This is a genomic window from Rhodococcus sp. FH8 (genome assembly GCF_019266085.1).
Classification (GTDB): domain Bacteria; phylum Actinomycetota; class Actinomycetes; order Mycobacteriales; family Mycobacteriaceae; genus Rhodococcus_F; species Rhodococcus_F qingshengii.
In genome coordinates this window covers 396,014-418,268 of the sequence record NZ_LPNQ01000057.1, presented here as the reverse complement: position 1 = coordinate 418,268, position 22,255 = coordinate 396,014, and the positions used below count along the sequence as shown (strand labels likewise).

The 22,255-nt window shown below is 63.7% G+C and carries 19 protein-coding genes; 12 read left to right on the top strand and 7 right to left on the bottom strand.

The annotated features are described in order from the left end of the window. Positions 1-20: 20 nt before the first annotated feature. Positions 21-1,430, bottom strand: a complete 1,410-nt coding sequence (locus ATN38_RS04620; RefSeq protein ID WP_218747640.1) for an NAD(P)/FAD-dependent oxidoreductase — start codon at positions 1,428-1,430, stop codon at positions 21-23. A gap of 82 nt (positions 1,431-1,512) precedes the next feature. Here ATN38_RS04620 and ATN38_RS04615 point away from each other — a divergent pair, with 82 nt between their 5' ends. Then, positions 1,513-2,265, top strand: a complete 753-nt coding sequence (locus tag ATN38_RS04615; RefSeq protein WP_218747639.1) for an SDR family oxidoreductase — start codon at positions 1,513-1,515, stop codon at positions 2,263-2,265. Next, entirely contained in the window at positions 2,265-3,587 is a 1,323-nt protein-coding gene (locus ATN38_RS04610; RefSeq protein WP_003946361.1) for an NAD(P)/FAD-dependent oxidoreductase, read from the top strand. The genes ATN38_RS04615 and ATN38_RS04610 overlap by 1 nt, the downstream gene beginning before the upstream one ends. Positions 3,588-3,590: 3 nt before the next feature. Here ATN38_RS04610 and ATN38_RS04605 read toward each other — a convergent pair whose 3' ends face one another. After that, positions 3,591-4,094, bottom strand: coding sequence for a hypothetical protein (locus ATN38_RS04605; RefSeq protein ID WP_003946334.1), 504 nt, complete (start codon positions 4,092-4,094; stop codon positions 3,591-3,593). 125 nt (positions 4,095-4,219) lie between these two features. Between ATN38_RS04605 and ATN38_RS04600 the strand changes: the two genes are divergently transcribed. From ATN38_RS04600 to ATN38_RS04590, 3 genes are read left to right on the top strand one after another with little or no spacing between them, the layout of a single operon-like run. Further along, a complete protein-coding gene (locus ATN38_RS04600) occupies positions 4,220-4,687 on the top strand; it encodes a MarR family winged helix-turn-helix transcriptional regulator (protein WP_218747638.1) in 468 nt (155 codons plus the stop codon). Between the two features lie 4 nt (positions 4,688-4,691). Next, positions 4,692-5,543: an ABC transporter ATP-binding protein gene (locus tag ATN38_RS04595; RefSeq protein WP_218747637.1), complete on the top strand. Its 852-nt coding sequence runs from the start codon at positions 4,692-4,694 to the stop codon at positions 5,541-5,543. Beyond that, positions 5,503-6,321 (top strand): ABC transporter permease, encoded by an 819-nt coding sequence (locus ATN38_RS04590; RefSeq protein WP_007727621.1) that lies wholly within the window; start codon positions 5,503-5,505, stop codon positions 6,319-6,321. Before ATN38_RS04595 ends, ATN38_RS04590 begins: the two co-directional genes overlap by 41 nt. Positions 6,322-6,347: 26 nt before the next feature. On the opposite strand, the gene ATN38_RS04585 is transcribed toward ATN38_RS04590, so the two are convergent. Further along, positions 6,348-6,791 carry a helix-turn-helix domain-containing protein gene (locus ATN38_RS04585; RefSeq protein ID WP_003946341.1) on the bottom strand — a complete coding sequence of 148 codons (444 nt, stop codon included), beginning with the start codon at positions 6,789-6,791 and terminating at the stop codon, positions 6,348-6,350. Positions 6,792-7,694: 903 nt separating this feature from the next. On the opposite strand from ATN38_RS04585, the gene ATN38_RS04580 reads away from it, so the two are divergent. Further along, the gene (locus ATN38_RS04580; protein WP_218747636.1) at positions 7,695-8,507 is read left to right on the top strand and encodes an FAD:protein FMN transferase; all 813 of its coding nucleotides are present in this window, start codon (positions 7,695-7,697) and stop codon (positions 8,505-8,507) included. 1 nt (position 8,508) lies between these two features. Here the strand turns inward: ATN38_RS04580 and pgi are convergent, their stop codons facing one another. Next, on the bottom strand, positions 8,509-10,164 hold the full coding sequence (pgi, locus tag ATN38_RS04575; protein WP_218679793.1) for a glucose-6-phosphate isomerase: 1,656 nt from the start codon (positions 10,162-10,164) through the stop codon (positions 8,509-8,511). Between the two features lie 92 nt (positions 10,165-10,256). Here pgi and ATN38_RS04570 point away from each other — a divergent pair, with 92 nt between their 5' ends. Beyond that, positions 10,257-11,711, top strand: a complete 1,455-nt coding sequence (locus ATN38_RS04570; RefSeq protein WP_218747634.1) for an NAD-dependent succinate-semialdehyde dehydrogenase — start codon at positions 10,257-10,259, stop codon at positions 11,709-11,711. 74 nt (positions 11,712-11,785) lie between these two features. Here ATN38_RS04570 and ATN38_RS04565 read toward each other — a convergent pair whose 3' ends face one another. Further along, a complete protein-coding gene (locus ATN38_RS04565) occupies positions 11,786-12,112 on the bottom strand; it encodes a chorismate mutase (protein ID WP_003946362.1) in 327 nt (108 codons plus the stop codon). 316 nt (positions 12,113-12,428) lie between these two features. Between ATN38_RS04565 and pcrA the strand changes: the two genes are divergently transcribed. Next, positions 12,429-14,921, top strand: a complete 2,493-nt coding sequence (gene pcrA, locus ATN38_RS04560) for a DNA helicase PcrA (protein ID WP_218747632.1) — start codon at positions 12,429-12,431, stop codon at positions 14,919-14,921. A 78-nt stretch (positions 14,922-14,999) separates the two neighbouring features. Here pcrA and ATN38_RS04555 read toward each other — a convergent pair whose 3' ends face one another. Further along, a complete protein-coding gene (locus ATN38_RS04555; protein WP_218747630.1) occupies positions 15,000-16,022 on the bottom strand; it encodes a M23 family metallopeptidase in 1,023 nt (340 codons plus the stop codon). Positions 16,023-16,254: 232 nt separating this feature from the next. Between ATN38_RS04555 and ATN38_RS04550 the strand changes: the two genes are divergently transcribed. From ATN38_RS04550 to sucD, 3 genes are all read left to right on the top strand, one after another. Then, positions 16,255-18,096 carry a hypothetical protein gene (locus ATN38_RS04550; RefSeq protein ID WP_308255825.1) on the top strand — a complete coding sequence of 614 codons (1,842 nt, stop codon included), beginning with the start codon at positions 16,255-16,257 and terminating at the stop codon, positions 18,094-18,096. Between the two features lie 179 nt (positions 18,097-18,275). Then, on the top strand, positions 18,276-19,445 hold the full coding sequence (gene sucC / locus ATN38_RS04545; protein ID WP_003946426.1) for an ADP-forming succinate--CoA ligase subunit beta: 1,170 nt from the start codon (positions 18,276-18,278) through the stop codon (positions 19,443-19,445). 15 nt (positions 19,446-19,460) lie between these two features. Beyond that, the gene (sucD, locus tag ATN38_RS04540; RefSeq protein WP_003946432.1) at positions 19,461-20,363 is read left to right on the top strand and encodes a succinate--CoA ligase subunit alpha; all 903 of its coding nucleotides are present in this window, start codon (positions 19,461-19,463) and stop codon (positions 20,361-20,363) included. A 42-nt stretch (positions 20,364-20,405) separates the two neighbouring features. On the opposite strand, the gene ATN38_RS04535 is transcribed toward sucD, so the two are convergent. Next, a complete protein-coding gene (locus tag ATN38_RS04535; protein WP_003946418.1) occupies positions 20,406-21,041 on the bottom strand; it encodes a YigZ family protein in 636 nt (211 codons plus the stop codon). Between the two features lie 86 nt (positions 21,042-21,127). Between ATN38_RS04535 and ATN38_RS04530 the strand changes: the two genes are divergently transcribed. Then, complete coding sequence (locus ATN38_RS04530) at positions 21,128-22,180, top strand: DUF5336 domain-containing protein (protein ID WP_218747628.1); 1,053 nt, start codon at positions 21,128-21,130, stop codon at positions 22,178-22,180. Positions 22,181-22,255: the final 75 nt, after the last annotated feature.

Genomic DNA, 22,255 nt, shown 5'->3' with positions numbered 1-22,255 from the left:
ATACGTACTTCGGGAGCGCGTCAGCGGCGAGCCTCCAGCAATCGAAGCCAGACTTCACTGACCGTCGGATACGAGGGCACCGCATGCCAGAGAGTTTCCAGTGGTACGGCGCCGACGACCGCGATTGTCGCCGCATGCACCAGCTCGGATACTTCGGGCCCGGCGAAGGTAGCGCCGAGGATCACGTCGGTGGCCTTGTCGATCACCAACTTCGCGCGCCCCGAGTAGTCGTCGCGCAGCAGCGAAGATCCCGCGACGGCGAGTTCGATCTCCACGACTTCGACGTCGTAGCCGTCGTCGCGAGCTTTCTTCTCGGTGCGTCCCACCCAGGCGATTTCGGGTGAGGTGAACACCACCTGGGGGACCTGTCCGTTGTCCGCCGACGCCGTGTACCGAGGTCCCCTGAGTCCGCGGCTCTCGGCCCGCGCGGCGATGACGTCTCCGCAGACTCTCGCCTGATACTTGCCCATGTGGGTGAGGGGAGAACGACCGTTGATGTCGCCGACGGCGTAGAGCCACTCACCTTGGGCACAGAGGTGATCGTCAGTGGTGACGTACTTGCCGTCCTCGAGGCCGATGACGGACAAGCCGAGATCGGCAGATGTCGGCCCGCGGCCCGCCGCGACGATGACCTCGTCGACTTCGATCACGCCGGACGATGTCTCGATGCTGACGGGTCCACCGTGGATGTGACCTTCGCCGGTGTCCTTGGCATCGGGGCGTGAGACCGAGTTGACGGCAGTGCTCAGTCGAACGTCCACACCGCGGGCGCCGAGTGCTTCGGCCACCATCGTTCCGGCAAACGGTTCTGCTGATTTCAACAGAGCATCGCCCCTCACGAGCAACGTCACGTGAGCGCCGAACGACGACAACCACGTTGCGCACTCCGTTGCGACCACTCCGCCGCCGATGACCGCCACTCGCGACGGAACCTCGTGCAGGTTGGTGGCGTCGCGCGAGGTCCACGGGAGTGCCTCGCGCAATCCCGGTGTCTTCGGGACGGTGGCGGTCGTTCCCGTGGCGAGTACGACGGCCTGGCGGGCACGGAGCTTACGGGTCCCGTCGACGGTCACTGCTCGCTCGCCGTCGATGACCCCGTGGCCTTTGATCACGGTGATGCCCGCGGAGGTTGCCCAGTCGACCTGGGACGAGTCGTCGTGGTTGTGGGTGAACGAGTCGCGCCGTTTCAGAACGGCATCGACGTCCAGCGGTCCGGCCGGGATCCCGGGCAAGGCGTCGGCCGCCTCGAGGACCTGCCCCGGGCGCAGTAGTGCCTTGCTGGGCATACAGGCCCAATACGAGCATTCACCGCCGACCAGTTCGTGTTCCACGATTGCGGCGGTGCGATTACTTCCGGCGATGGCGTATGCGGCGGCGTTCTCGCCGGCGGGTCCACCGCCGATCACGATGACATCGAATTCGTCGGTCATTGCTCCACGGTATGCCGGATCGGTCCGAGTTCGCTCGGTTACCGCCGGGTACGAGAGCTCGATGATGGCTACAGTTGCACCCATGACGCGGCAGAAGATTTTGATCACCGGTGCCAGTTCGGGTCTGGGGGAGGAGATGGCCAGGAGATTCGCCGCGGCCGGTCGCGACCTCGCGCTGTGTGCCCGGCGGACGGATCGTCTCGACACGCTGCGAGGGGAGTTGGTGGCGCAGTACCCGTCGATCAGCGTCGCAGTGCGCGAACTCGATGTGACCGAACACGATTCCGTCGTCCGGGTTTTCGGTGAGCTGCGCGACGAGTTGGGTGGCCTGGACCGGGTGATCGTGAACGCCGGGCTCGGCAAGGGCGCCAAGATCGGAACCGGAAAAGCGCACGCGAATCTTGCAACAGCGCAGACGAATTTTGTCGGCGCGCTGTCGCAGTGTGAAGCTGCGCTCGAGATCTTCCGCGCGCAGGACGCCGGACACCTGGTTCTCGTGTCCTCGATAAGCGCGGATCGGGGGCTACCCGGGCCAAAAGCGGCCTATTCGGCAAGCAAGGCCGGGGTAGCGGCTCTGGGTGAGGCGCTCAGTATCGAGTTGGCGCGCACACCTATTCGGGTCACCACCCTGCTGCCGGGCTTCATCAAGACCGACATGTCCGCCGGCGCCGGCGACGACGCAGCGCTCATGGCCAGTCTGGACGAAGGCGTCAGTGCCATGGCCGACGCCATCGAGAAGGAAACCACCCGAGCGGCGCTACCAGGCCTCAAGTGGCAAGGGATAGATGCGGCCCTACGATTCCTGCCCAACTCCGTGACAGCGAGGTTTGTCTGATGAGCATCCACATCTCGAACGGTAAGCCCCGCGTAGTGATCGTCGGTGGCGGCTTCGGTGGACTGTACGCAGCGAGACGGCTCAAGAAGGCCGACGTCGAGGTGGTTCTGATCGACCGAGGGACCAGCCACGTCTTCCAGCCCCTGCTATACCAGTGCGCCACGGGTCTGCTCTCCGAAGGGCAGATCGCAAGTCCGCTGCGACATCTGCTCGAGGACAACAAGAACACGAACGTCGTTCTGGGCGAGGCCAAGTCGGTGGACGCCGACGCCGGGATACTGACTGCCAGTCGCTTCGACGGGTCGACCTTCGAACTGCCGTACGACTACCTGATCGTGGCGGCTGGAATGCGCCAGTCGTACCACGGCCAGGACGAGTTCATCAAATGGGCGCCTGGCATGAAAACCCTCGACGACGCTTTGGCGATCAGGCGCAGTCTCATTGCTGCGTTCGAGATGGCCGAATCGCTCCCGACGGCGGAAGAACGTCGGCCGTGGCTGACCTTCGCCGTGGCGGGCGGTGGACCCACCGGCGTCGAATTAGCCGGGCAGATCCGCGAATTGGCGATGCACGCGCTGACCAACGAGTTCCGGTCCATAGACCCGGACGAGGCAAGGGTGCTGCTCTTCCACGGCGACGATCGGGTGCTCCCTTCGTTCAGTCGCAAGCTCTCGGCCGCCGCCAAACGTACTCTCGACGGGATCGGCGTCGAGACTCACCTCGGCGTGCACGTCACCGACGTGTGCGAGACCAGCATCGAGACGACGGACAAGAAGACAAAAGAGAAGCGGCAGTACGAGACCCGCACGATTCTGTGGACCGCGGGCGTCGAAGCAGTGCCGTTCGCCGAGGCACTGGCCACGGCGCTGGGTGTGAAGCAGGTCGGCGGTGGCCGCATCGAGGTGGAAGCCGATCTGACCGTTCCCGGCCACCCGAACGTCTACGTGGTGGGCGACCTCATGTCGCGGGACAAACTTGCCGGGGTGGCCGAGGTCGCGATGCAGGGTGGTCGGCACGCCGGTGCCCGGATCGCTGCAACCGTGGAAAACGGAGTGCCCAGCCGAAAACCGTTCAAGTACCGCGATCTTGGAACCGCGGCCTACATTTCGCGACGCCACGCGTTGCTTCAGGCAGGGCCGGTCCAGTTGTCCGGGTTCATCGGATGGGTGTCATGGGGAATCATCCACATCGCATTCCTCGCCGGTTTCCGCAATCGCGCCAGCACGGTGCTGAACTGGGGCGCAACCCTGGCGTCGAAAACGCGTCGGGAACGGGCAATCACGTACGGCGACCCCGAAACCGCTCGGCAGCCGTACAACTGAGGGTTACTCAGTCTTGAACACGGGGTTTCCGGCGGCGTCGATCATCCACCACAGGCTGCCGACGCTCTGTCCGAGCATGTCTCCGGGAACCTTGTCGTCGAGGTACCGATAGACGGGCTTGCCGTTGACGGTGATCTGGAAAGATCCTTCAGGCCCGTCGACAGTGTCGATGACGGCGTCGATTCCTTCGACGATCGGCGAATCCGTGACCGAGGTGACCGCCGGCCAGTAACGCAGGCACGCTTCGTCGCACGACCCGGCTTGTGAGTTCTCCTCGTCCGGGTTGTAGACGTAGACGGTCATGCCTTCGCCGTCGACGGCGATCGTCCCGAGTGGGGAGTCGGCGGTCTTCAGCAGGGGTGCATCAGCGGCGGCGGGTGGCGACAGCGATGTCGCAATGGCAGTGACGTTGTCTGCGCTGTCCCCGGAATCGAGGGCGTCGGGCGAGCAACCGGTGAGGATCAGGGCGGTACTCGCAACCGTCGCGAACAACCACTGTCTGCGCATGACGTCTCCGTTCTGGGCGGGAGTGCTCGGGACAAGCAATCGGGGATACCCGTTGCGGACGAGCTGAAAACGCCGGGCGCCCGGATTCCTCGACAATAGCTCTGTTACAGAGCTATTGTGAGGTTGTGGATGGAAACGGAGCAGATCTTGCGGATGACGTCCTGGAGACGCTCGGACAATTGCGCCGGGGCACGAGGAAGGCGTCGGGGCGGCCGTTTGCGGAACGACCGCTCGCCGGCGCCCAGATCGAACTCGTCAGGCTGCTACGACGCAACCCGGGTCTGTCGGTGGCCGAGGCCGCCGGGCGATTGGGTGTCGCGGCAAACACGGTGTCCACCTTGGTGCGGCAGCTCGTCGACGATGGAGTGATCGAACGCGTTGCCGACGAGGCCGACCGCCGCGTCGCGCGATTGGTACTCGCGGACGAGGCGCGCGCCCGCGTCGAGGTGTGGCGTGATCGCCGGAGTGTGATTGTCGGTCAGGCATTGTCGAGTCTGACCGGAGAAGACAGGGCGAGGATCGAGGCTGCGCTACCAGCCCTGTCGCGATTGGCGAGCGCTCTGGCAGCAGCCGGATCAGAAGGTGAGGGGTAGTGAGATGCTGACACAGTGGTGGAAGAGCCGAGCGGCAGGTTCACCCGACCCCGGCGCACACGCGGTCGAGATCGACTCGGTTACATACAAGTTCGGCGACCACCGCGCGGTGGACAACCTGAGTCTGGTCATCAATGCGGGGGAGTGTTTCGGCCTGCTCGGTCCCAACGGCGCAGGAAAGACTACGACGATCAGGTTGCTCAACACGTTACTTCCTCTGCAAGACGGTGACATTCGGATTCTCGGTCGCTCAGTTCGTACCGAGGCGATGACCATTCGGCGCTACCTCGGGTACGTGCCACAACAGCTCTCGATCGAAAGCGCATTGACCGCACGCGAGAACGTGACCTGGTTCGCGCGACTGTACGACGTTCCGCGGTCCGAACGACGCGAGCGCGTCGACCAGGCGCTCGAGATGGTGGACCTACTCGATTCAGGTGATCGTCTGGCGTCGGGTTTCTCCGGCGGTATGGTGCGACGTCTCGAACTTGCGCAGGCGCTGGTGAACCGACCGTCGTTGCTGGTGCTCGACGAACCGACGGTGGGGCTGGATCCCATTGCCCGCGAATCCGTCTGGCAGCGAGTGGCGGAGATGCAGAAGCAGTACGGCATGACTGTGCTGCTCACGACGCACTACATGGAAGAAGCCGAGGAGTTGTGTGATCGTGTTGCGTTGATGCATCACGGTGAACTTCGTGCGGTGGGCGAGCCGAGCGCGTTGGCCGCCGAACTGGGGCCGGAGGCCACTCTCGAAGACGTGTTCCGTCACTACACCGGCGACGATCTCACCGGCGACAAGTCAGGAGGTCTCCGCGATGTCCGCAGTGCCCGTCGCACAGCGCGCCGCTTGGGCTGATCCCACTACCAACAGTCTTGCTCGATTGCTCTCGAGAATTTACACATTCTGCCTCGTGGAAGTTCAGAAGTTGCGGCACGACCGATCTGAATTGGTCACGCGCGCAATCCAGCCGATCCTCTGGTTGGTGATCTTCGGTCAGACGTTCAGTCATATCCGAGCGATCCCGACTGGCGACGTACCGTATCTCGACTTTCTCGCGCCGGGCATCATTGCGCAGTCCGCGCTTTTTGTTGCGATCTTCTACGGAATCCAGATCATCTGGGAGCGTGACGCGGGAGTCCTCACCAAACTCATGGTGACGCCGACGCCACGAGCCGCGCTGGTCACCGGAAAGGCATTTGCAGCCGGTATCCGTGCGGTCGCCCAGGCCGTGGTCGTAGTCGTTGTAGCGGCGCTGCTGGGCGTGAGCATGACGTGGAACCCGATCAAGCTGCTCGGCGTCGTGGCTGTCGTTGTCCTCGGCTCGGCGTTCTTCGCCTGTCTGTCGGTTGCGATCGCGGGGATCGTGCTCAAACGAGATCGATTGATGGGCATCGGCCAGGCGATCACCATGCCGTTGTTCTTCGCGTCCAACGCTCTGTACCCGGTCGAACTCATGCCGACGTGGGTTCAGTGGCTCAGTCGCATCAATCCGCTGAGCTACGAGGTGTCAGCGCTGCGCGGTCTGCTGATCGGAATGCCGACCGATTACCTCGTCGACTTCGGCGTGCTGATCGGGGCCGCGCTGCTCGGAATCATCACAGCTTCGGCACTATTGGGCCGCTTGACTCGCTGATCTGACTCGCTGATCTTCGCTCCGGACTAGTCGCGAGTGAACGGTGGGGTGTAGGTGCTGCAATCCGGAGGGACGGCCGGGAGTCCTTCGGACGAGCGAAGTTTCTCCGCAATCGATGAGAGCAAGTCCTGCGATTCAGGGGAGAGATCGACCGCTTTTATGGCCAGAGAACGTAATTCGCTGTCGTGGAACTCTTCGACAACCGAACGGTCTTCTTCCGGAATCAGTTCGGGATCTTGGCGAGGTGTCGGGCCGAAGAAGTACTCTGCTGCTACGCCGAAGTAATCGGCCAATGCCAAAACGACTTGCTCCGACGGATTTGTGCGCACACCGCTCCGGAGTTGCGAGAGGTACGGTGTCGAAATCTTGCATCCACGTTGCGAAAGGGCTTCCACAACTTGTGCGTTGGTGAGTCTCGGTGCTGTGGCCGGGTACAAGGCGTTCAAACGGTCCTTGAATGAATCGGTCACAATTCCTCCCTCGAGCGTGACCCAGCGTCACAGCTACTTCGCAGTTTTCACATAGTAGACGACACGGTTATTCTGGACTCCGGTCGAAAGTCCTTTCACCTGCGGATATTTGGCGCGGAGAGTTTCCAAAGACTTTGTAAAGTATGTGATTTACACCGCGTACTGACCGTTCGTTTTGCCAACGGGCGTGTGGGTGGCGTATAAGCAAAATGTCGGTGGTTACGCCGTTGCGCTGCAGGTTCTTTCGGCCGGTCCTATGTAGCTGCGTCGATGCATTGTGGCCCTGTCTGTAACGTGCGAGCACTGCCGCCGGGCGCCGGGCGTCACTCTCTCCGGCGGTTGGCGAGCCGCGTGTTCGGAACTCTTTCTCGGTGCTCTGCTCGACGCTCGCGCGTAGTGATGGGCGCGTATTTTTCTCGGCAGTCGAGAGTGAGCGGGCAGGTGTGTCGACCTGTTGAAAGTGGCGCGCGTCGAAAGCGGCCGATTGGTATGTCATCGACGTTGGAACACAGTGCTTCTCGTCAGTCGCCGCTATCTCCTGCGGTGATATCAGCGTCGCCCGGACGTGTTTTGCGGCAGACCGAGCTCGAGGCGCAGCGTCCCGGCACGACATGTCGACCGTCGCCTTTGCGTCTTTCGGATCGGAATAGCCCGCTGCGCCGGTAGTAGTCGACGTCAGTCGCAGTCGGGTGCGGTCAGGACCCTTCGAAGGAATGCGCGGCTTGCACACGGAGGGCGACAGTCCGGGCGGCAATTCTGTCGCACAGATCTACCATCAGCCCCTGCCGTGGGCTGCTCCTCCTGCAGGATGCGTGCCTCGGCCTCGGAAGCGGCTTATGGCACGGGGCTTGCTGACCGGCGCATACTGGTTACAACGCGGTGTGTTCGAAGGGCAGGACTGACATGGTCAGTGTCGAGAAGTGGGCGATGTGGGATTCCGCCGTGGAGGTGGATGTCACCGAAGGCGCTGCGCTGCCCACTGCGCACGCGTTGATCGCAGCTGCCATCGACGAGACCGAGGCGGTGTGCGACCTTCGCCGGGGTGACGCCGAGATTCACGCCGTCAACCTCGCTCAGGGAACTCCGGTCAAAGTGACTCGGCGTATGTCTGCTCTCTTGCGGTCGGCGCTGTGGGCGGCTCGTATGACCGGCGGTGCAGTCAATCCGCTTGCCGACAACTACTCCGAGGACGAATCCATCCCTCCGGTGCACCCGACCCCGACGTTCGAGGACGTACAGCTCGACGGAGACGTGGTGTACGCGCCCTGGGGTGCGTCGTTCGACATCACCGGAGTTGCCAAGGCCGACACCGTCGATCGCGCCGCGCAGATCGTCGCCGCCGAATTACAATGCGGCGTTGCTGTGCGGATCGGCGACGTGATCGCCACGGCCGGCCATGCACCGGCTGGTGGCTGGCAGATTCCGGTGCCGGACAGCGAAGAAGTCGAACTGATCAACGGAACCGCGATGGCGACGGCGCGGGCGCTGGAGCTGCCCTCCTGGGAGCCGAACCAGGTGCGGCCCTCCACGGAATGGGCACAGGTCTCGGTGATTGCTGACGACGCGCTGTGGGCGTACGCCGCGAGCGAAGCTGCGTTGATCCGGGGGATAAGCGCCATCAAATGGGTTGAACAGCAAGAGCTTCGCGCTCGGCTCGTCGACCGATCCGGACGCGTGTACACAACGGAAAGTTGGTTCGGCCCGGCCGCCGCGTGAGTCAGGCCCGTCCGCGCTCTCTGCGGTACCACTGCACCAGAGCATCTGTGGATGTGTCGCCGAGGTCGCCGGGTGCTGCTTCGGAAGAGAGCGCAGGCCCCAGTTCCAGTGCCTGCGTCTTGCCGAGTTCGACGCCCCACTGATCGAACGGATTGACACCCCACACAGCACCTTCGACAAATACCTGGTGCTCGTAAAGCGCGATCAACTGACCGACGACCGAGGGGGTCAGCTCCTTCGCCAAGATAGTGCTCGACGGTCGGTTGCCTGGCATCACCTTGTGCGGCACCAACTCCGGAGCAGTGCCCTCTGACGCGATCTCTTCGGCAGTCTTGCCGAACGCGAGAACCTTTGTCTGAGCGAAGAAGTTACTCATGAGCAGATCGTGCATTGATCCCGTGCCGTCCGCAGTAGGCAGATCGTCGGTGGATTCCGCGAAGCCGATGAAATCGGCGGGCACGAGCCACGTGCCCTGATGCAGGAGCTGATAGAACGCGTGTTGGCCGTTGGTCCCCGGCTCGCCCCAGAAGATCTCACCGGTGGACGTGGTCACCGGTGAGCCGTCGGCGCGAACCGATTTGCCGTTGGACTCCATGGTCAGCTGCTGCAGGTACGCGGGAAAGCGCAGCAAGTCGTTGGAGTAGGGCAGCACTGCGCGGGACTGAGCGCCGAAGAAGTTGGAGTACCAGAGCCCGATGAGGCCGAGGAGGACCGGCGCGTTCTGCTCGAGCGGTTGGTTTCGGAAGTGCGTGTCGATCTGGTGGAAACCGTCGAGAAACTCCGCAAAACGAACGGGTCCGACGGCACACATGACCGACAAGCCGATCGCCGAGTCGACGGAGTAGCGCCCGCCGACCCAATCCCAGAACCCGAACATGTTCGCGGTGTCGATGCCGAACTCCGCCACGCGATCACCATGGGTGGAGACTGCGACGAAATGCTTGGCTACGGCCGAGACGTCTTCGCTGCCCAGACCGGCGAACAGCCAACGCTTTGCCGCCGTCGCGTTGGTGAGCGTCTCGAGGGTGGAAAACGTCTTGGATGCGACGATGAAGAGCGTCGTCTCCGGATCGAGGTCGTCGAGCTGTCCGACCAGATCGACAGGGTCGATGTTGGAGACGAACCGGACGCTGATCCCGGCGTCGGCGTAATGCCGTAGTGCGCGGTAGACCATCACCGGCCCGAGGTCGGAACCGCCGATGCCGATGTTGACGATGGTGCGGATCCGCTTGCCGGTGGCGCCCGTCCACTCGCCGCTGCGCACACGATCCGCGAAAGCGCCCATCGCGTCCAGAACTTCGTGAACGTCCGCGACAACGTCTTGACCGTCGACGGTCAGAGCAGAATCCTTCGGCAGACGCAGTGCTGTGTGCAGTACGGCGCGGTCTTCGGAAGTGTTGATGTGATCGCCCGCGAACATCGCGTCGCGTCGTGCCTCGACGCCGGCCTCGCGGGCCAGTTCGACGAGTAGCGCGAGAGTTTCGCGGCTGACGCGATGCTTGCTGTAGTCGATGTGAAGATCACCGGCGTCGATCGTCAGCTCTCGCCCGCGGGCTGGATCGTCCTGGAAGAGTTCTCGCAGGTGAACGCCTTCGATGTCGGCGTAATGAGCGCGCAGTTTCTGCCAGGCTGAGGTTCCGGTGATGTCAGTGCTCACGATCATCGACTTTAGTGGCACAAGCTGGAAACTTCCGCGTGAGTCTCGCTCGCGGGCAGACGGACGCGGCTCCGACGAGCATCATGGAACCCATGGACACATTCGAATTCATTCGATCAGTTCCCACCCAGTTGTTCGTCGGCGGTCGGTTCGTGCCCGCGGAGAACAACGCGACCTTCCCGGTGGCGGATCCGGCGACCGGGAAATCGTTGACCGATGTCGCCGATGCGAGCCCCGCGGACGCGCTGCGCGCTCTCGACGAAGCCGTCGCCGTCTCGTCGAAGTGGGCGAGCACACCTGCGCGCGAGCGTGGTGAAATCCTGCGAGCCGTCTTCGAGAAGATCACCGAGCGAGCCGAGGACGTGGCGCTGCTGATGACCCTCGAAATGGGCAAGGCACTCGCCGAAAGTCGCGCCGAGGTGAAGTACGGGGCGGAGTTCTTCCGGTGGTTCAGCGAGGAGGCCGTTCGCATCGGCGGGCGCTACACGCCGGCCCCGGCGGGCAACGGCCGGATCCTTGTCACCAAGGCGCCGGTCGGACCGTGTCTGGCCATCACTCCCTGGAATTTCCCGTTGGCGATGGGTACCCGCAAGATCGGCCCGGCGTTGGCCGCCGGCTGCACGATCATCGTCAAGCCCGCCTCGGAGACCCCGTTGACGATGTTGTTGCTTGCTCAGCTCATGGCCGAAGCCGGGTTGCCCGACGGAGTCCTCTCGGTGTTGCCGACATCGAAATCCGGTGAAGTGACCGGCCCTCTCATCGACGACCCTCGACTGTGCAAGCTCACCTTCACCGGGTCCACCGGCGTCGGCAAGATGCTGGTGGAGAAGTCCGCGAAGCGATTGCTCCGCACGTCGATGGAATTGGGTGGCAACGCACCCTTCGTGGTGTTCGACGACGCGGACGTCGACAAGGCAGTCGAGGGCGCGGTACTGGCGAAGCTTCGCAACGGTGGCGAAGCATGCACCGCCGCCAACCGGTTCCACGTCGCCAACGCCGTGCGTGAAGAGTTCACGACCAAGCTGACCGAGAAGATGGCGACTTTCACGATGGGACCCGGTACCGACCCGGAGACGAAGCTCGGGCCGCTGATCAACCAGAACCAGCTCGACACGGTCGCGGAGTTGGTTGCAGATGCGGTGGATGCCGGGGCGAAGGTGCGACTGGGCGGCGAAGCGCCGGGTGGCGAAGGGTACTTCTATCCAGCCACGGTGTTGGCCGACGTTCCGGCCGGCGCGCGGATTCTGAAAGAAGAGGTGTTCGGACCCGTCGCCGCGATCACCGGCTTCGACACCGAAGCCGAGGGAATCGCAGCCGCCAACGACACCGAGTTCGGACTGGCCGCGTACATCTTCACAAGGGATCTCGACCGTGCGCTTCGGGTTTCCGATGCACTGGAATCAGGAATGATCGGCGTCAACCGCGGAGTGATCTCGGACGCGGCAGCGCCGTTCGGTGGCGTGAAGGAATCCGGATTCGGCCGCGAGGGCGGGACCGAGGGGATCGAGGAATACCTGAACACGAAGTACATCGCGCTCGAGAGCTGATACACCCGCGAACGGCCACATCGGGACTGCCAGAGGCATCCGATGTGGCCGTTCGCAAGTGATCTGGGTGTGCGCTAGTGGCCCAGGCGTCCGCGGCCCAGGCGCAGGAGCAGCATCGCGAGGGTGTGGCCTTCCTGGCCCAGCTCGTTGAATCGTTCGAGGACCTTCATCTCGCGGCTGTGCACCAGACGCGGACCACCCGATGCCATCCGGGTACGGCCGATGATCTGGGAGACCTCGGAGCGGCGTTTGATGGCCGCGAGGATCTCGGCGTCGAGACGGTCGATTTCTTTCCGTAGTTCGTCGATCTCCGCCTCACTCTGGGGGATCTCGACGTCTGTCGGAGCAGTTTTTACAGTATCGACAGTATTTCCATGGGGGGCTGCAGCCTGGGTGCTCATTGCTATTCGTCTCCTCTTCCTACTGCGTGGATCGTGGTCTCGGCTCGGGTCGTTACCGATCCAGGCACACTGACGAAAATGCCCCGGATCCGATTCGGACCAGGGGCGGGTGAGCTGTTCAGATCACGTGCACCGAGGTCCGGGGCACGTAAAGTAACGCCACAGCGGGCCGACGGGGTCGGCCGTGTTGTCGCGAACGGAAATGCTGAACATAGCGTCCAGTTTGCCATGCTCGACACAGGTAATCCAAGTGCCTCTACCAGCAGGTGGACGCACTTACGACCGTGTCGGTGGACGCCGGTAGCGTGGACAGGCGATGAACACGTACCCAGCACTCGGTGAGCACGACGGACATTCCCAGCACGACGGGGGCGGCGCGCGGGGACACGACGCGGGTTCGGACGCCCTCCTCGAGGGTCTCAACCCGCAACAGCGCGAGGCCGTGGTCCATGCCGGTTCGCCGTTGCTGATAGTCGCGGGCGCCGGCTCGGGCAAGACTGCAGTGCTGACGCGTCGCATCGCCTATCTGTTGGCCGAACGGGGTGTCACCCCCGGTCAGATCCTGGCCATCACGTTCACCAACAAGGCTGCGGCCGAGATGCGCGAGCGTGTGGCAGCTCTTGTCGGACCGCGTGCCAACGCCATGTGGGTCTCGACGTTCCACTCCAGTTGCGTGCGGATCCTGCGAGCACAGGCGGCGCTCCTGCCCGGTTTGAACTCGAATTTCTCGATCTACGATTCCGACGATTCGCGTCGACTGCTGACGATGATCTCGAAGGACCTCGAGCTCGACACCAAACGATTCTCCGCGCGGCTTCTCGCTACGCATATCTCCAATCTGAAGAACGAACTCGTCGGACCGGAAGAGGCGGTTGTCGCAGCCGATCAGGATCCGGCCGAACTTCCGCGACTGATCGCCAAGGTCTACGGCCACTACCAACAGCGGCTGCGTGCGGCGAACGCACTCGACTTCGACGATCTCATCGGTGAGACCGTCGCGCTTCTTCAGGCGTTTCCCCAGATCGCCGAGTACTACCGCCGCCGCTTCCGTCACGTGCTCGTCGACGAGTACCAGGACACCAACCACGCGCAGTACATGCTTGTGCGTGAACTGGTCGGTGGAGCCGGAGAGTCCGACCACGCCGTTGCCCCGGCCGAATTGTGCGTCGTCGGTGACGCCGATCAGTCGATCTACGCGTTCCGCGGAGCCACTATCCGCAACATCGAAGAGTTCGAACGCGACTACCCGGATGCTCGGACCATCCTTCTCGAACAGAACTACCGTTCGACGCAGAACATTCTGTCTGCGGCCAACTCCGTGATTTCCAAGAACACCGGCCGACGAGAAAAGCGTCTGTGGACCGATTCGGGTGAAGGCGAACTGATCGTCGGCTACGTTGCAGACAACGAGCACGACGAAGCATCGTTTGTCGCCTCGGAGATCGATCGGCTGGTGGACCAGGGCGAGACCAAGTTCGCCGACATCGCGGTGTTCTACCGGACCAACAACTCCTCGCGCGCGCTGGAGGAGATCTTCATTCGACTCGGAGTGCCGTACAAGGTGGTCGGCGGCGTTCGCTTCTACGAGCGCAAGGAAGTTCGGGACATCGTCGCGTATCTGCGCGTCCTCGCCAACGAGGACGACACCGTGAGCCTGCGACGCATTCTCAACACGCCCCGACGCGGTATCGGTGATCGAGCCGAAGCCTGCGTCGCAGTGCACTCCGAGCATCGCAACATCAGCTTCGCCGCCGCTCTCCGTGACGGCGCGGAAGGCAAAGTGGCGCTGCTCAATACGCGGTCACAGAAGGCCATCGCGTCGTTCCTCGAGATGATGGACGGGCTGCGGGCCCTGCTACCGACAGCAGCCGCCGACGAGGACGAACCGTTCGAGCTCGGTGACATCGGTGAGGTTGCCGAGGCGGTGCTCGAGCGCACCGGCTACCGCGCCGAGCTTGCGGCGAGCAGCGATCCGCAGGACGGCGCGCGACTCGACAACTTGAACGAACTCGTCAGCGTGGCAAGGGAATTCAGTTCCGACGCGCGAAACGCGGCCGGGCTGATCGATCCGGACGACGAGGAAACCGCAGCAATGCGTGAAGGCGAACCCGATCCGGGTTCGCTTGCCGCCTTCCTCGAACGGGTATCGCTTGTCGCCGACGCCGATCAACTGCCGGACTCCGACGACGGCGTCGTGACCATGATGACGCTTCACACCGCCAAGGGCCTCGAGTTCCCGGTCGTCTTCGTCACCGGTTGGGAGGACGGGCAGTTCCCGCACATGCGCGCCCTCGGCGATCCGGCAGAGTTGTCCGAAGAGCGTCGACTTGCTTACGTCGGCATCACCCGTGCCAGGCAGCGCCTGTACCTGACGCGCGCGATCATGCGTTCGGCGTGGGGGCAACCGATCCAGAACCCGGCGTCGCGGTTCATCCAGGAGATCCCGGAGGACCTGATCAACTGGCGCCGTGAGGATCCGGGCACCGGTGGCGGATTCGGAAGCGGCAGGCCGGGTTACGGCAGCGGAAGCCGCTACGGCAGCCAGGGCGGCCAGGGATACGGCGGCGGGCAGAACTACGGGGGAGGGCCCGGCAAGGCCGCGTCGACTCCCAGTTTCGGTGCCGCGCGTGGCCGCAACAACGTTCTGGTCCTCGCCACGGGTGACCGCGTCAGTCACGACAAGTACGGTCTGGGCACCGTGTTGGAAACCAAGGGCACTGGCCCCACCGCGACGGTCACCATCGACTTCGGTAGCGCGGGCAAGGTGCGGTTGATGCTCATCGGCGGTGTGCCGATGGTCAAGCTGTAGAAGACAGGCAAAAACTTCCGGCCCGTACCTGGAAAGGTACGGGCCGGAAGTTTTTCATCAGAAGCGTTGGGCTTGCGATCAGTCCTGCTCGACGCCGAGGCTGATGCCGCGTGAGGCGAGCCAGGGGAGGGGATCGATCTTGTTCTCGCCGGCGAGATGAACCTCGAAGTGAAGGTGCGGGCCGGTGGAGAAGCCGCGGTTGCCGACAGTGGCGATCTGGTCGCCGGCCATGACCTGCTGACCGACCGTGACGGTGGACGTGTCGATGTGGCCGTAGACGGTGATCGTTCCGTCTGCGTGCTGTAGGCGTACCCACATGCCGAACCCGGAAGCCGGACCTGAATCGATGACCTTGCCGTCGGCGACGGCGACGATGGGCGTCCCGATCGGGGCGGCGATGTCGACGCCGGCGTGCAGGGTGCCCCAGCGGGTGCCGAAGTTGGACGTGAACGTGCCAACTGCCGGCAGGACGAACAGCGGGCGACGGGCAGCGGCTTCGCGTGCTGCGCGCTCGTCACTGAAACGCTGGCCCTTGGCAAGCAGGTTGCTGAACTGGGAGAGGTCGGTCGGCGCTGCGACGTTGAGGACCTGCGGAGCGTCGGCCTCGGTGGTGGCTGCCGTGGAGGTGGCCGGAGCGAACTGAGCGGCCTGCGGTTCTGCGGTGGTACCGATCGCGGAGGACTCGTTGGCGAGTGCAACTTCCGAGTGGTCGGCGGCAGAAGAGGAACCGTCGTTGACAACTGCCTGGCCCGCGGCGACAACCGCGCCGGCTGCAACTGCCAGAACGGCGGCGCGGCCCTTGAGAGCGGAGGGAGGGGTGGGGAGTCGGTGAGCACCGCTGCGGCGAACCGGAGATTCGACATCGACTGTCGGTGCGGAGGAGGCGTAAGTGGGGGTGCTGATCACGTCGGACTCGACGAACTCGTGAGAGTCGGAATCTGACGACGTGGAGAATGAATTTCGAGTGAACATATCGGTAGAGATCTCAGAACTTTTGGTCTCGGTGTAACGCCTGGCCGAGTGCGTTGGATAAGTGGTCGTGACCTCGTCTGGAGCTGAGTTCGAGAACCTACTAGCGGTGAACTGGCTGCGGTGATGCATATGCCGGTTCTCTCCTCGAGTTCGTGATCAGCCCGTGACTTAGACCGACTGACGGTAACGAAATGATTGCGATGGGCGCAAGCCGTAGCGGAAACCTGTCCGATTATGTGACGTGCCTCACAGCTTGACCTGGGAATATGCCGATCCGGGCAAAACGGACGAATCATCACGTTTCGTGATCACGCGTGTCACAACCGGATCACCGGTCCATTCAGGCACTACCGTCGATCGAGTGTCCACAACACCTGGAACTACGTCGCAGGCGCGTTTCGACGACCCCGGAGTGAAGTCCGGGGCGCCACTCGCGGCGGTAATCGGACTGCTCGGTGCCGTCGGAGTGGCAGCCAGTCCCGTCGTCGGAGTCGGGAGTGGCCGCGGGGTCGACACGACGGGGGCTCTTGCTTCTGCCGCTCTCTTCGCTGCCGTCTGCACGATCGTCGTGCCGCTGGTTGCGGTGCTCACCTCGGGGCGCAGGCCCGCCTTCGCAGGTGGACTCCTGGCAGGTATCGGCGCGGTGTCCCTCGGCGCGGCGGTCCTCGACGTTCAGTTGTTCGTCGGCGCAATCGATGCAAACCGCTTGGACCTTTTCCGTCCGATTTCGGCGGGTTCGATCGATGCGGGTCCGGGCGCTTATCTCGCGCTCGCGGGCCACGGACTTCTTGTGGTGTCCGGTGTCCTCGGCTTCATGGTCGTCCATCGTGAATCGGAGCGGGACGGATACGGCAGCGCTCGCGCCGCGGAATTCGACGGGCGATCGGTTGGCGGGCGGATCGGTGGGTGGCCGACAGCGCTGCTGATTCTGGCCGCGGTGGTGTTCGTGCTCTCCCTGTTCGGTCCTTCCTTCAGTTCGCAGGATCCGATCTTTCTGGTCAAACCGCTCGTCGACTCGGCGGCGGCTACCGCCGTCGGTACGGGATTGGTCGGCGTCGCGGTACTCGTTGCGGTCGCGGCGGCATTGACGTCCATCTCGCTACCGGTGGGCTGCGGCGCCCTGATCGGTGTCGGACTCGGCGCACTCGCAGTCAGTGGAACCAGGGTGATGGCTGGGTTCGCGGCCGGCGATCGGATCGGCGTCGGTTCGGGATCGGTGGTCGGGGCACTGGCCGCCGTGGTCATCGCCGTGATCGGCGTTTCAGCTCACTACCTCGCTTCCAGGCGTGAAAAAGATGCGATTCCCGCTGAAAGTGTGGTTCGCGCACCCGCGAAGACGACAAAGGGTGCGCTGAAAGCGGCGATGGTGGCTCAGTCCCGGGCGGCGCAAGCGCGGGTGAACAGACTTCACCGCGTTGCCGGTATCGGCGCAGTTGTCACCGCAGCAGTGGCAGCCCTGGGCGTGGCACTTCCGGTCCTGTCGTTGCCGGAGAACATCCCCGAACCGTCCATGCTCTCGTCTCGAGTTGTCTTGCTCGCGGCTGCTGTACTGCTGGTCGCCGGTCTGGGCTTGTTCGCCCCGGGCCGCGCCGCGGTGGTGCGGCCGGCCGTCGGCGTGTTGTGGACCACGGTCGTGATGGGAGTCGCCGCTGTCATGCAGTCGGCGGTCATCGCGACGGACGTACAAGGCGTCGGGTTGGGGGCCGGCGCCTTCGTGCTCTGCGGCGCGGCTTTCCTCGCTGCGGCGACGGGACTGCTCGTCTGGCTGGCGGGAAGCGCCGAGCGTGAGGATGTCGACACGTCGGTAGGTGGCGGTTCGCGAGGGCTGGTGCTTCTCGTCGGTGGGATCGGCGCCGTCGCTGTCCTGATCGGAACCGCGCTTCCCCTCTATCAGGGCGACACCTATACGGCGGCCTCAGTTCTGGAGTGGCCGTGGGGAATTGACGTCTGGGGTCAACTGCTCGTCGGCGTCACCGTCGTGATCGCCGCTGTGATCGCAGCGTCCGCGCGGCCGTCGCGGGGCGCGGCATTGCTGATCGGATCTGCCGTGGCAGCTCTGGTGTACGTCGGTGAGTGGCCGCTCACGTCATCGCGCATATCGGACGCAACCGTGGGGGTGGGTGCGATCACAGCGGCCACGGGCATAGTGTTGCTTCTCGTTGCAGCGTTCTCGAGCGCAAGAATCAGTGAGACTGATGCTTGACAAATTCGGTGTGGCCACCTTGCCGAATCGGTGAGGCGTGCCTCATCGGGCAATTGCGCGTGACTTGGGCCACATAGCATCAATGCGGGCGCAAACCGAACGCGGCAACTGGTTAAAGTCCAGAACAGACCCGCTCCTACCCCTCGAGCGGGTGACAACGCAGACGAGACGGTGAGCAGATGGATCTCTTCGAATACCAGGCGAAGGAACTCTTCGCCAAGCACGGAGTGCCGACTTCGGCTGGACGTGTTACAGACACAGTCGCCGGCGCACGCGAGATTGCCGAAGAAATCGGTAAGCCCGTGATGGTGAAGGCACAGGTCAAGGTAGGCGGCCGCGGCAAGGCCGGTGGCGTCAAGTACTCGCCCGACGTGGATGCCGCAGTGGCAAACGCCGAGGCAATCCTGGGCCTGGACATCAAGGGCCATGTCGTCAAGAAGCTGCTGGTCGCAGAGGCAAGTGACATTGCCGAGGAGTACTACATCTCCTTCCTGCTCGACCGCACCAACCGCACCTACCTGGCCATGTGCTCGGTAGAGGGTGGCGTCGAGATCGAGGTCACCGCCGAGGAGAACCCCGACGCTCTCGCCAAGATCCCCGTCGACGCAGTCAAGGGCGTCGACCTCGCGTTCGCGCGCAGCATCGCCGAGGCAGGAAAGCTGCCCGCAGAGGTGCTCGACGCAGCGGCCGTGACGATCCAGAAGCTGTGGGAGGTCTTCATCGGCGAAGACGCACTCCTCGTCGAGGTCAACCCCCTCGTTCGTACGCCTGACGATCAGATCCTCGCCCTCGACGGCAAGGTCACCCTCGACGAGAACGCAGCGTTCCGTCAGCCCGGCCACGAGGCATTCGAGGATCGCGACGCTACCGATCCCCTCGAGCTCAAGGCCAAGGAAAACGACCTCAACTACGTCAAGCTCGACGGTGAGGTCGGAATCATCGGCAACGGCGCAGGCCTGGTCATGTCCACCCTGGACGTCGTCGCATACGCCGGCGAGAACCACGGTGGCGTCAAGCCCGCCAACTTCCTCGACATCGGCGGCGGAGCTTCCGCTGCAGTCATGGCTGCCGGCCTGGATGTCATCCTCAACGATGCACAGGTCAAGAGCGTGTTCGTCAACGTCTTCGGCGGCATCACCGCGTGTGACGCAGTTGCCAACGGCATCGTCGGCGCACTGAAGACCCTGGGTGACGAGGCCAACAAGCCGCTCGTCGTTCGCCTGGACGGAAACAACGTCGAAGAGGGTCGTCGCATCCTCGCCGAGGCCAACCACCCGCTGGTCACGGTCGTCGCAACCATGGACGAGGCCGCCGACAAGGCCGCCGAACTCGCTCACGCAGCGAAGTAAGGGACTCACAGAACAATGGCAATCTTCCTCACCAAGGATTCAAAGGTCATCGTCCAGGGCATCACCGGCGGCGAGGGCACCAAGCACACCGCTCTGATGCTCAAGGCCGGCACCCAGGTCGTCGGCGGCGTCAACGCTCGCAAGGCCGGCACCACGGTCTCGCACGTTGCTGCTGACGGTTCCCCTGTCGAGCTCCCCGTCTTCGCGACGGTCGAAGAGGCAATCAAGGAGACCGGCGCAGACGTCTCCATCGCATTCGTTCCCCCGGCCTTCTCGAAGGACGCCATCGTCGAGGCCATCGACGCGGAGATCCCGCTCCTCGTGGTCATCACCGAGGGCATCCCGGTTCAGGACTCCGCTTACGCTTGGGCGTACAACGAGTCCAAGGGCAAGAAGACGCGCATCATCGGACCGAACTGCCCCGGCATCATCACCCCGGGTGAGGCCCTCGTCGGCATCACGCCCGCCAACATTGCAGGCACCGGCCCCATCGGCCTGGTCTCCAAGTCGGGCACCCTGACCTACCAGATGATGTACGAACTCCGTGACTTCGGCTTCTCCACCGCCATCGGCATCGGCGGCGACCCGGTCATCGGAACCACCCACATCGACGCCATCGAGGCGTTCGAGAAGGATCCCGAGACCAAGGTCATCGTGATGATCGGTGAAATCGGTGGCGACGCGGAAGAGCGTGCAGCCGATTACATCAAGGCCAACGTCACCAAGCCGGTCGTCGGCTACGTGGCAGGCTTCACCGCTCCCGAAGGCAAGACCATGGGCCACGCCGGCGCCATCGTCTCCGGTTCCTCGGGTACGGCTCAGGCCAAGCAGGAAGCTCTCGAAGCTGCAGGCGTGAAGGTCGGCAAGACGCCGTCCGCCACCGCTGCTCTCGCTCGCGAGATTCTTCAGTCCCTGTAAGGGGCTTCGCCCCCGTGCGTGGTTAGGGAGTCTCCGGACTCCTTAACCACGCACAGTGGTATCGACCCACATCGACCCGGCAGGTTCCAACTGCCCGGCACCGGATGTGATGGATGCGACGATCGAATCGAGATCGTCGGCGTCACCGGCGGCGAGCGTCATCACCGCCTTCGATCCATACGTAGTTCCGAGCACCGAGACGCCCCGCGCTCTCAGCTCCGCTTCCACCCGACCGGCCTCTGAGTGCCGGATCGCCAAAGTGCGCAGGACCTTTCTCTCCCTGGCCACAAGCTCGGCCGAATCGAGAGCCACCGAGACCGCTCCCGAATACGCGCGGACCAATCCACCGGCGCCGAGCTTGATTCCGCCGAAATAGCGCGTGACGACAACAATCACATCGACCAGATCTCGAGACTTGAGAACTTGAAGCATCGGCACCCCGGCAGTGCCGCCCGGTTCACCGTCGTCGTGTGCACGTTCGACGCGTGAGTTCGCCTCGTATCCGATCACGAAAGCCGAACAATGATGGCGCGCATCGGGATACAGCGATTTCTGCTCCGCGACGAACTCCGTGGCGGCTTCGGCGTCGTCTACTCGGTGAAGCGCGGCGATGAATCGTGAGTGCTTCACCTCGGTTTCGACGACGTGGTCGGCGCCGGGCGCGAGGGTGAAGGGCATCTGCCCATTGTCTCCTGTCGGTGTTAGCGTGCGAAGTCGAGACACATACGCTGGTAACCATCGAAGACCGTCTACGAGGAGAAGTCATGACGTTCACGCCGCAAGGGCCCAGCTTCGGGCCACCGAATCAGCCGGCAGCGGGCGGTGGAACCAAGAATCTCGGATTCATCCTGCTCATCGCCGTCGCGGCACTCGGCCTGATCAATTTCCTGCTCGGTTTTGCGCCTTTCACGTCGATCAGTGGAAGCAGCAGCGGCATCGGTAGCGGCCTGGACACCAGTTCGAGCTTCTTCGAGTCGAGCATCTACGGCCTCGGATTCGTTTTCGCCGGCGGTGTGGTCGCGGGCGTATCGCTCCTCCCGAAGCAGTCGTATGCAGGCATTGCAGCAGCGCTCACCCTCACGGGTTTCTTCGCTTTGGTGTTCGCCGCATTCTCCGTCGGTACCAGCGACTACGTCGACATCAGCCTCGGTTGGGGCCTGATCATCGTGCTGATCCTCTCGTTCGTGCAGACCGTCGTCGCAGTCGCCGCGTTGTTGTTCGAGATCGGAATCCTGAAGGCGCCCGCGCCCCGACCGGTAGCTCAGCAGTACGGTCAGCCGCAGGGCTATGGCCAGCCCCAGGGCCAGGCGCCGGGGCAGGCGCCCGGTCAGCCACAGGGATACGGACAGGCTCAGTACGGCCAGCCTCAGCAGGCTCAGCAGCCGGGCCAGTACCAGCAGAATCCGCAGTACGGGCAGGCGCAGCAGCAGGGATACGGGGGAGCGCACGCCGCCCCCACAGACCCGACCGCTTCGCAGCCTTACGGCCAGACTGCGCCTCCCTACGGTCAGAACCCTGTGCAGAATCCCGGACAGACCGACTCGTCGGCCGCGACGACGTCGTCTTACTATCCGCTGACCTCTCAGCCCGCGAGTCAGCCGAACCCGAGTTACTCGTCGGATCAGTTCACCGCTCCACGCGGTTACGGCCAGCCGTACAACCAGCAGCAGACTGGCTCGACCGAGCAGCCGACGGGCTTCGAGCCGCCTACCTTCGAAGCGCCGACGCCGTCTGCGGAACCTGACCAGGGCAGCAGCGATTCCGCGGCCGAGACCAAGGTCTTCGGCTCGCAGAACCCCGACGAGCGTCAGCAGTAGTACTTCTTCGTTTCACGAACATGAATGTGGCCTCCGACCCGCTGCGGGTGGAGGCCACATTCCGTGAGCCCGACG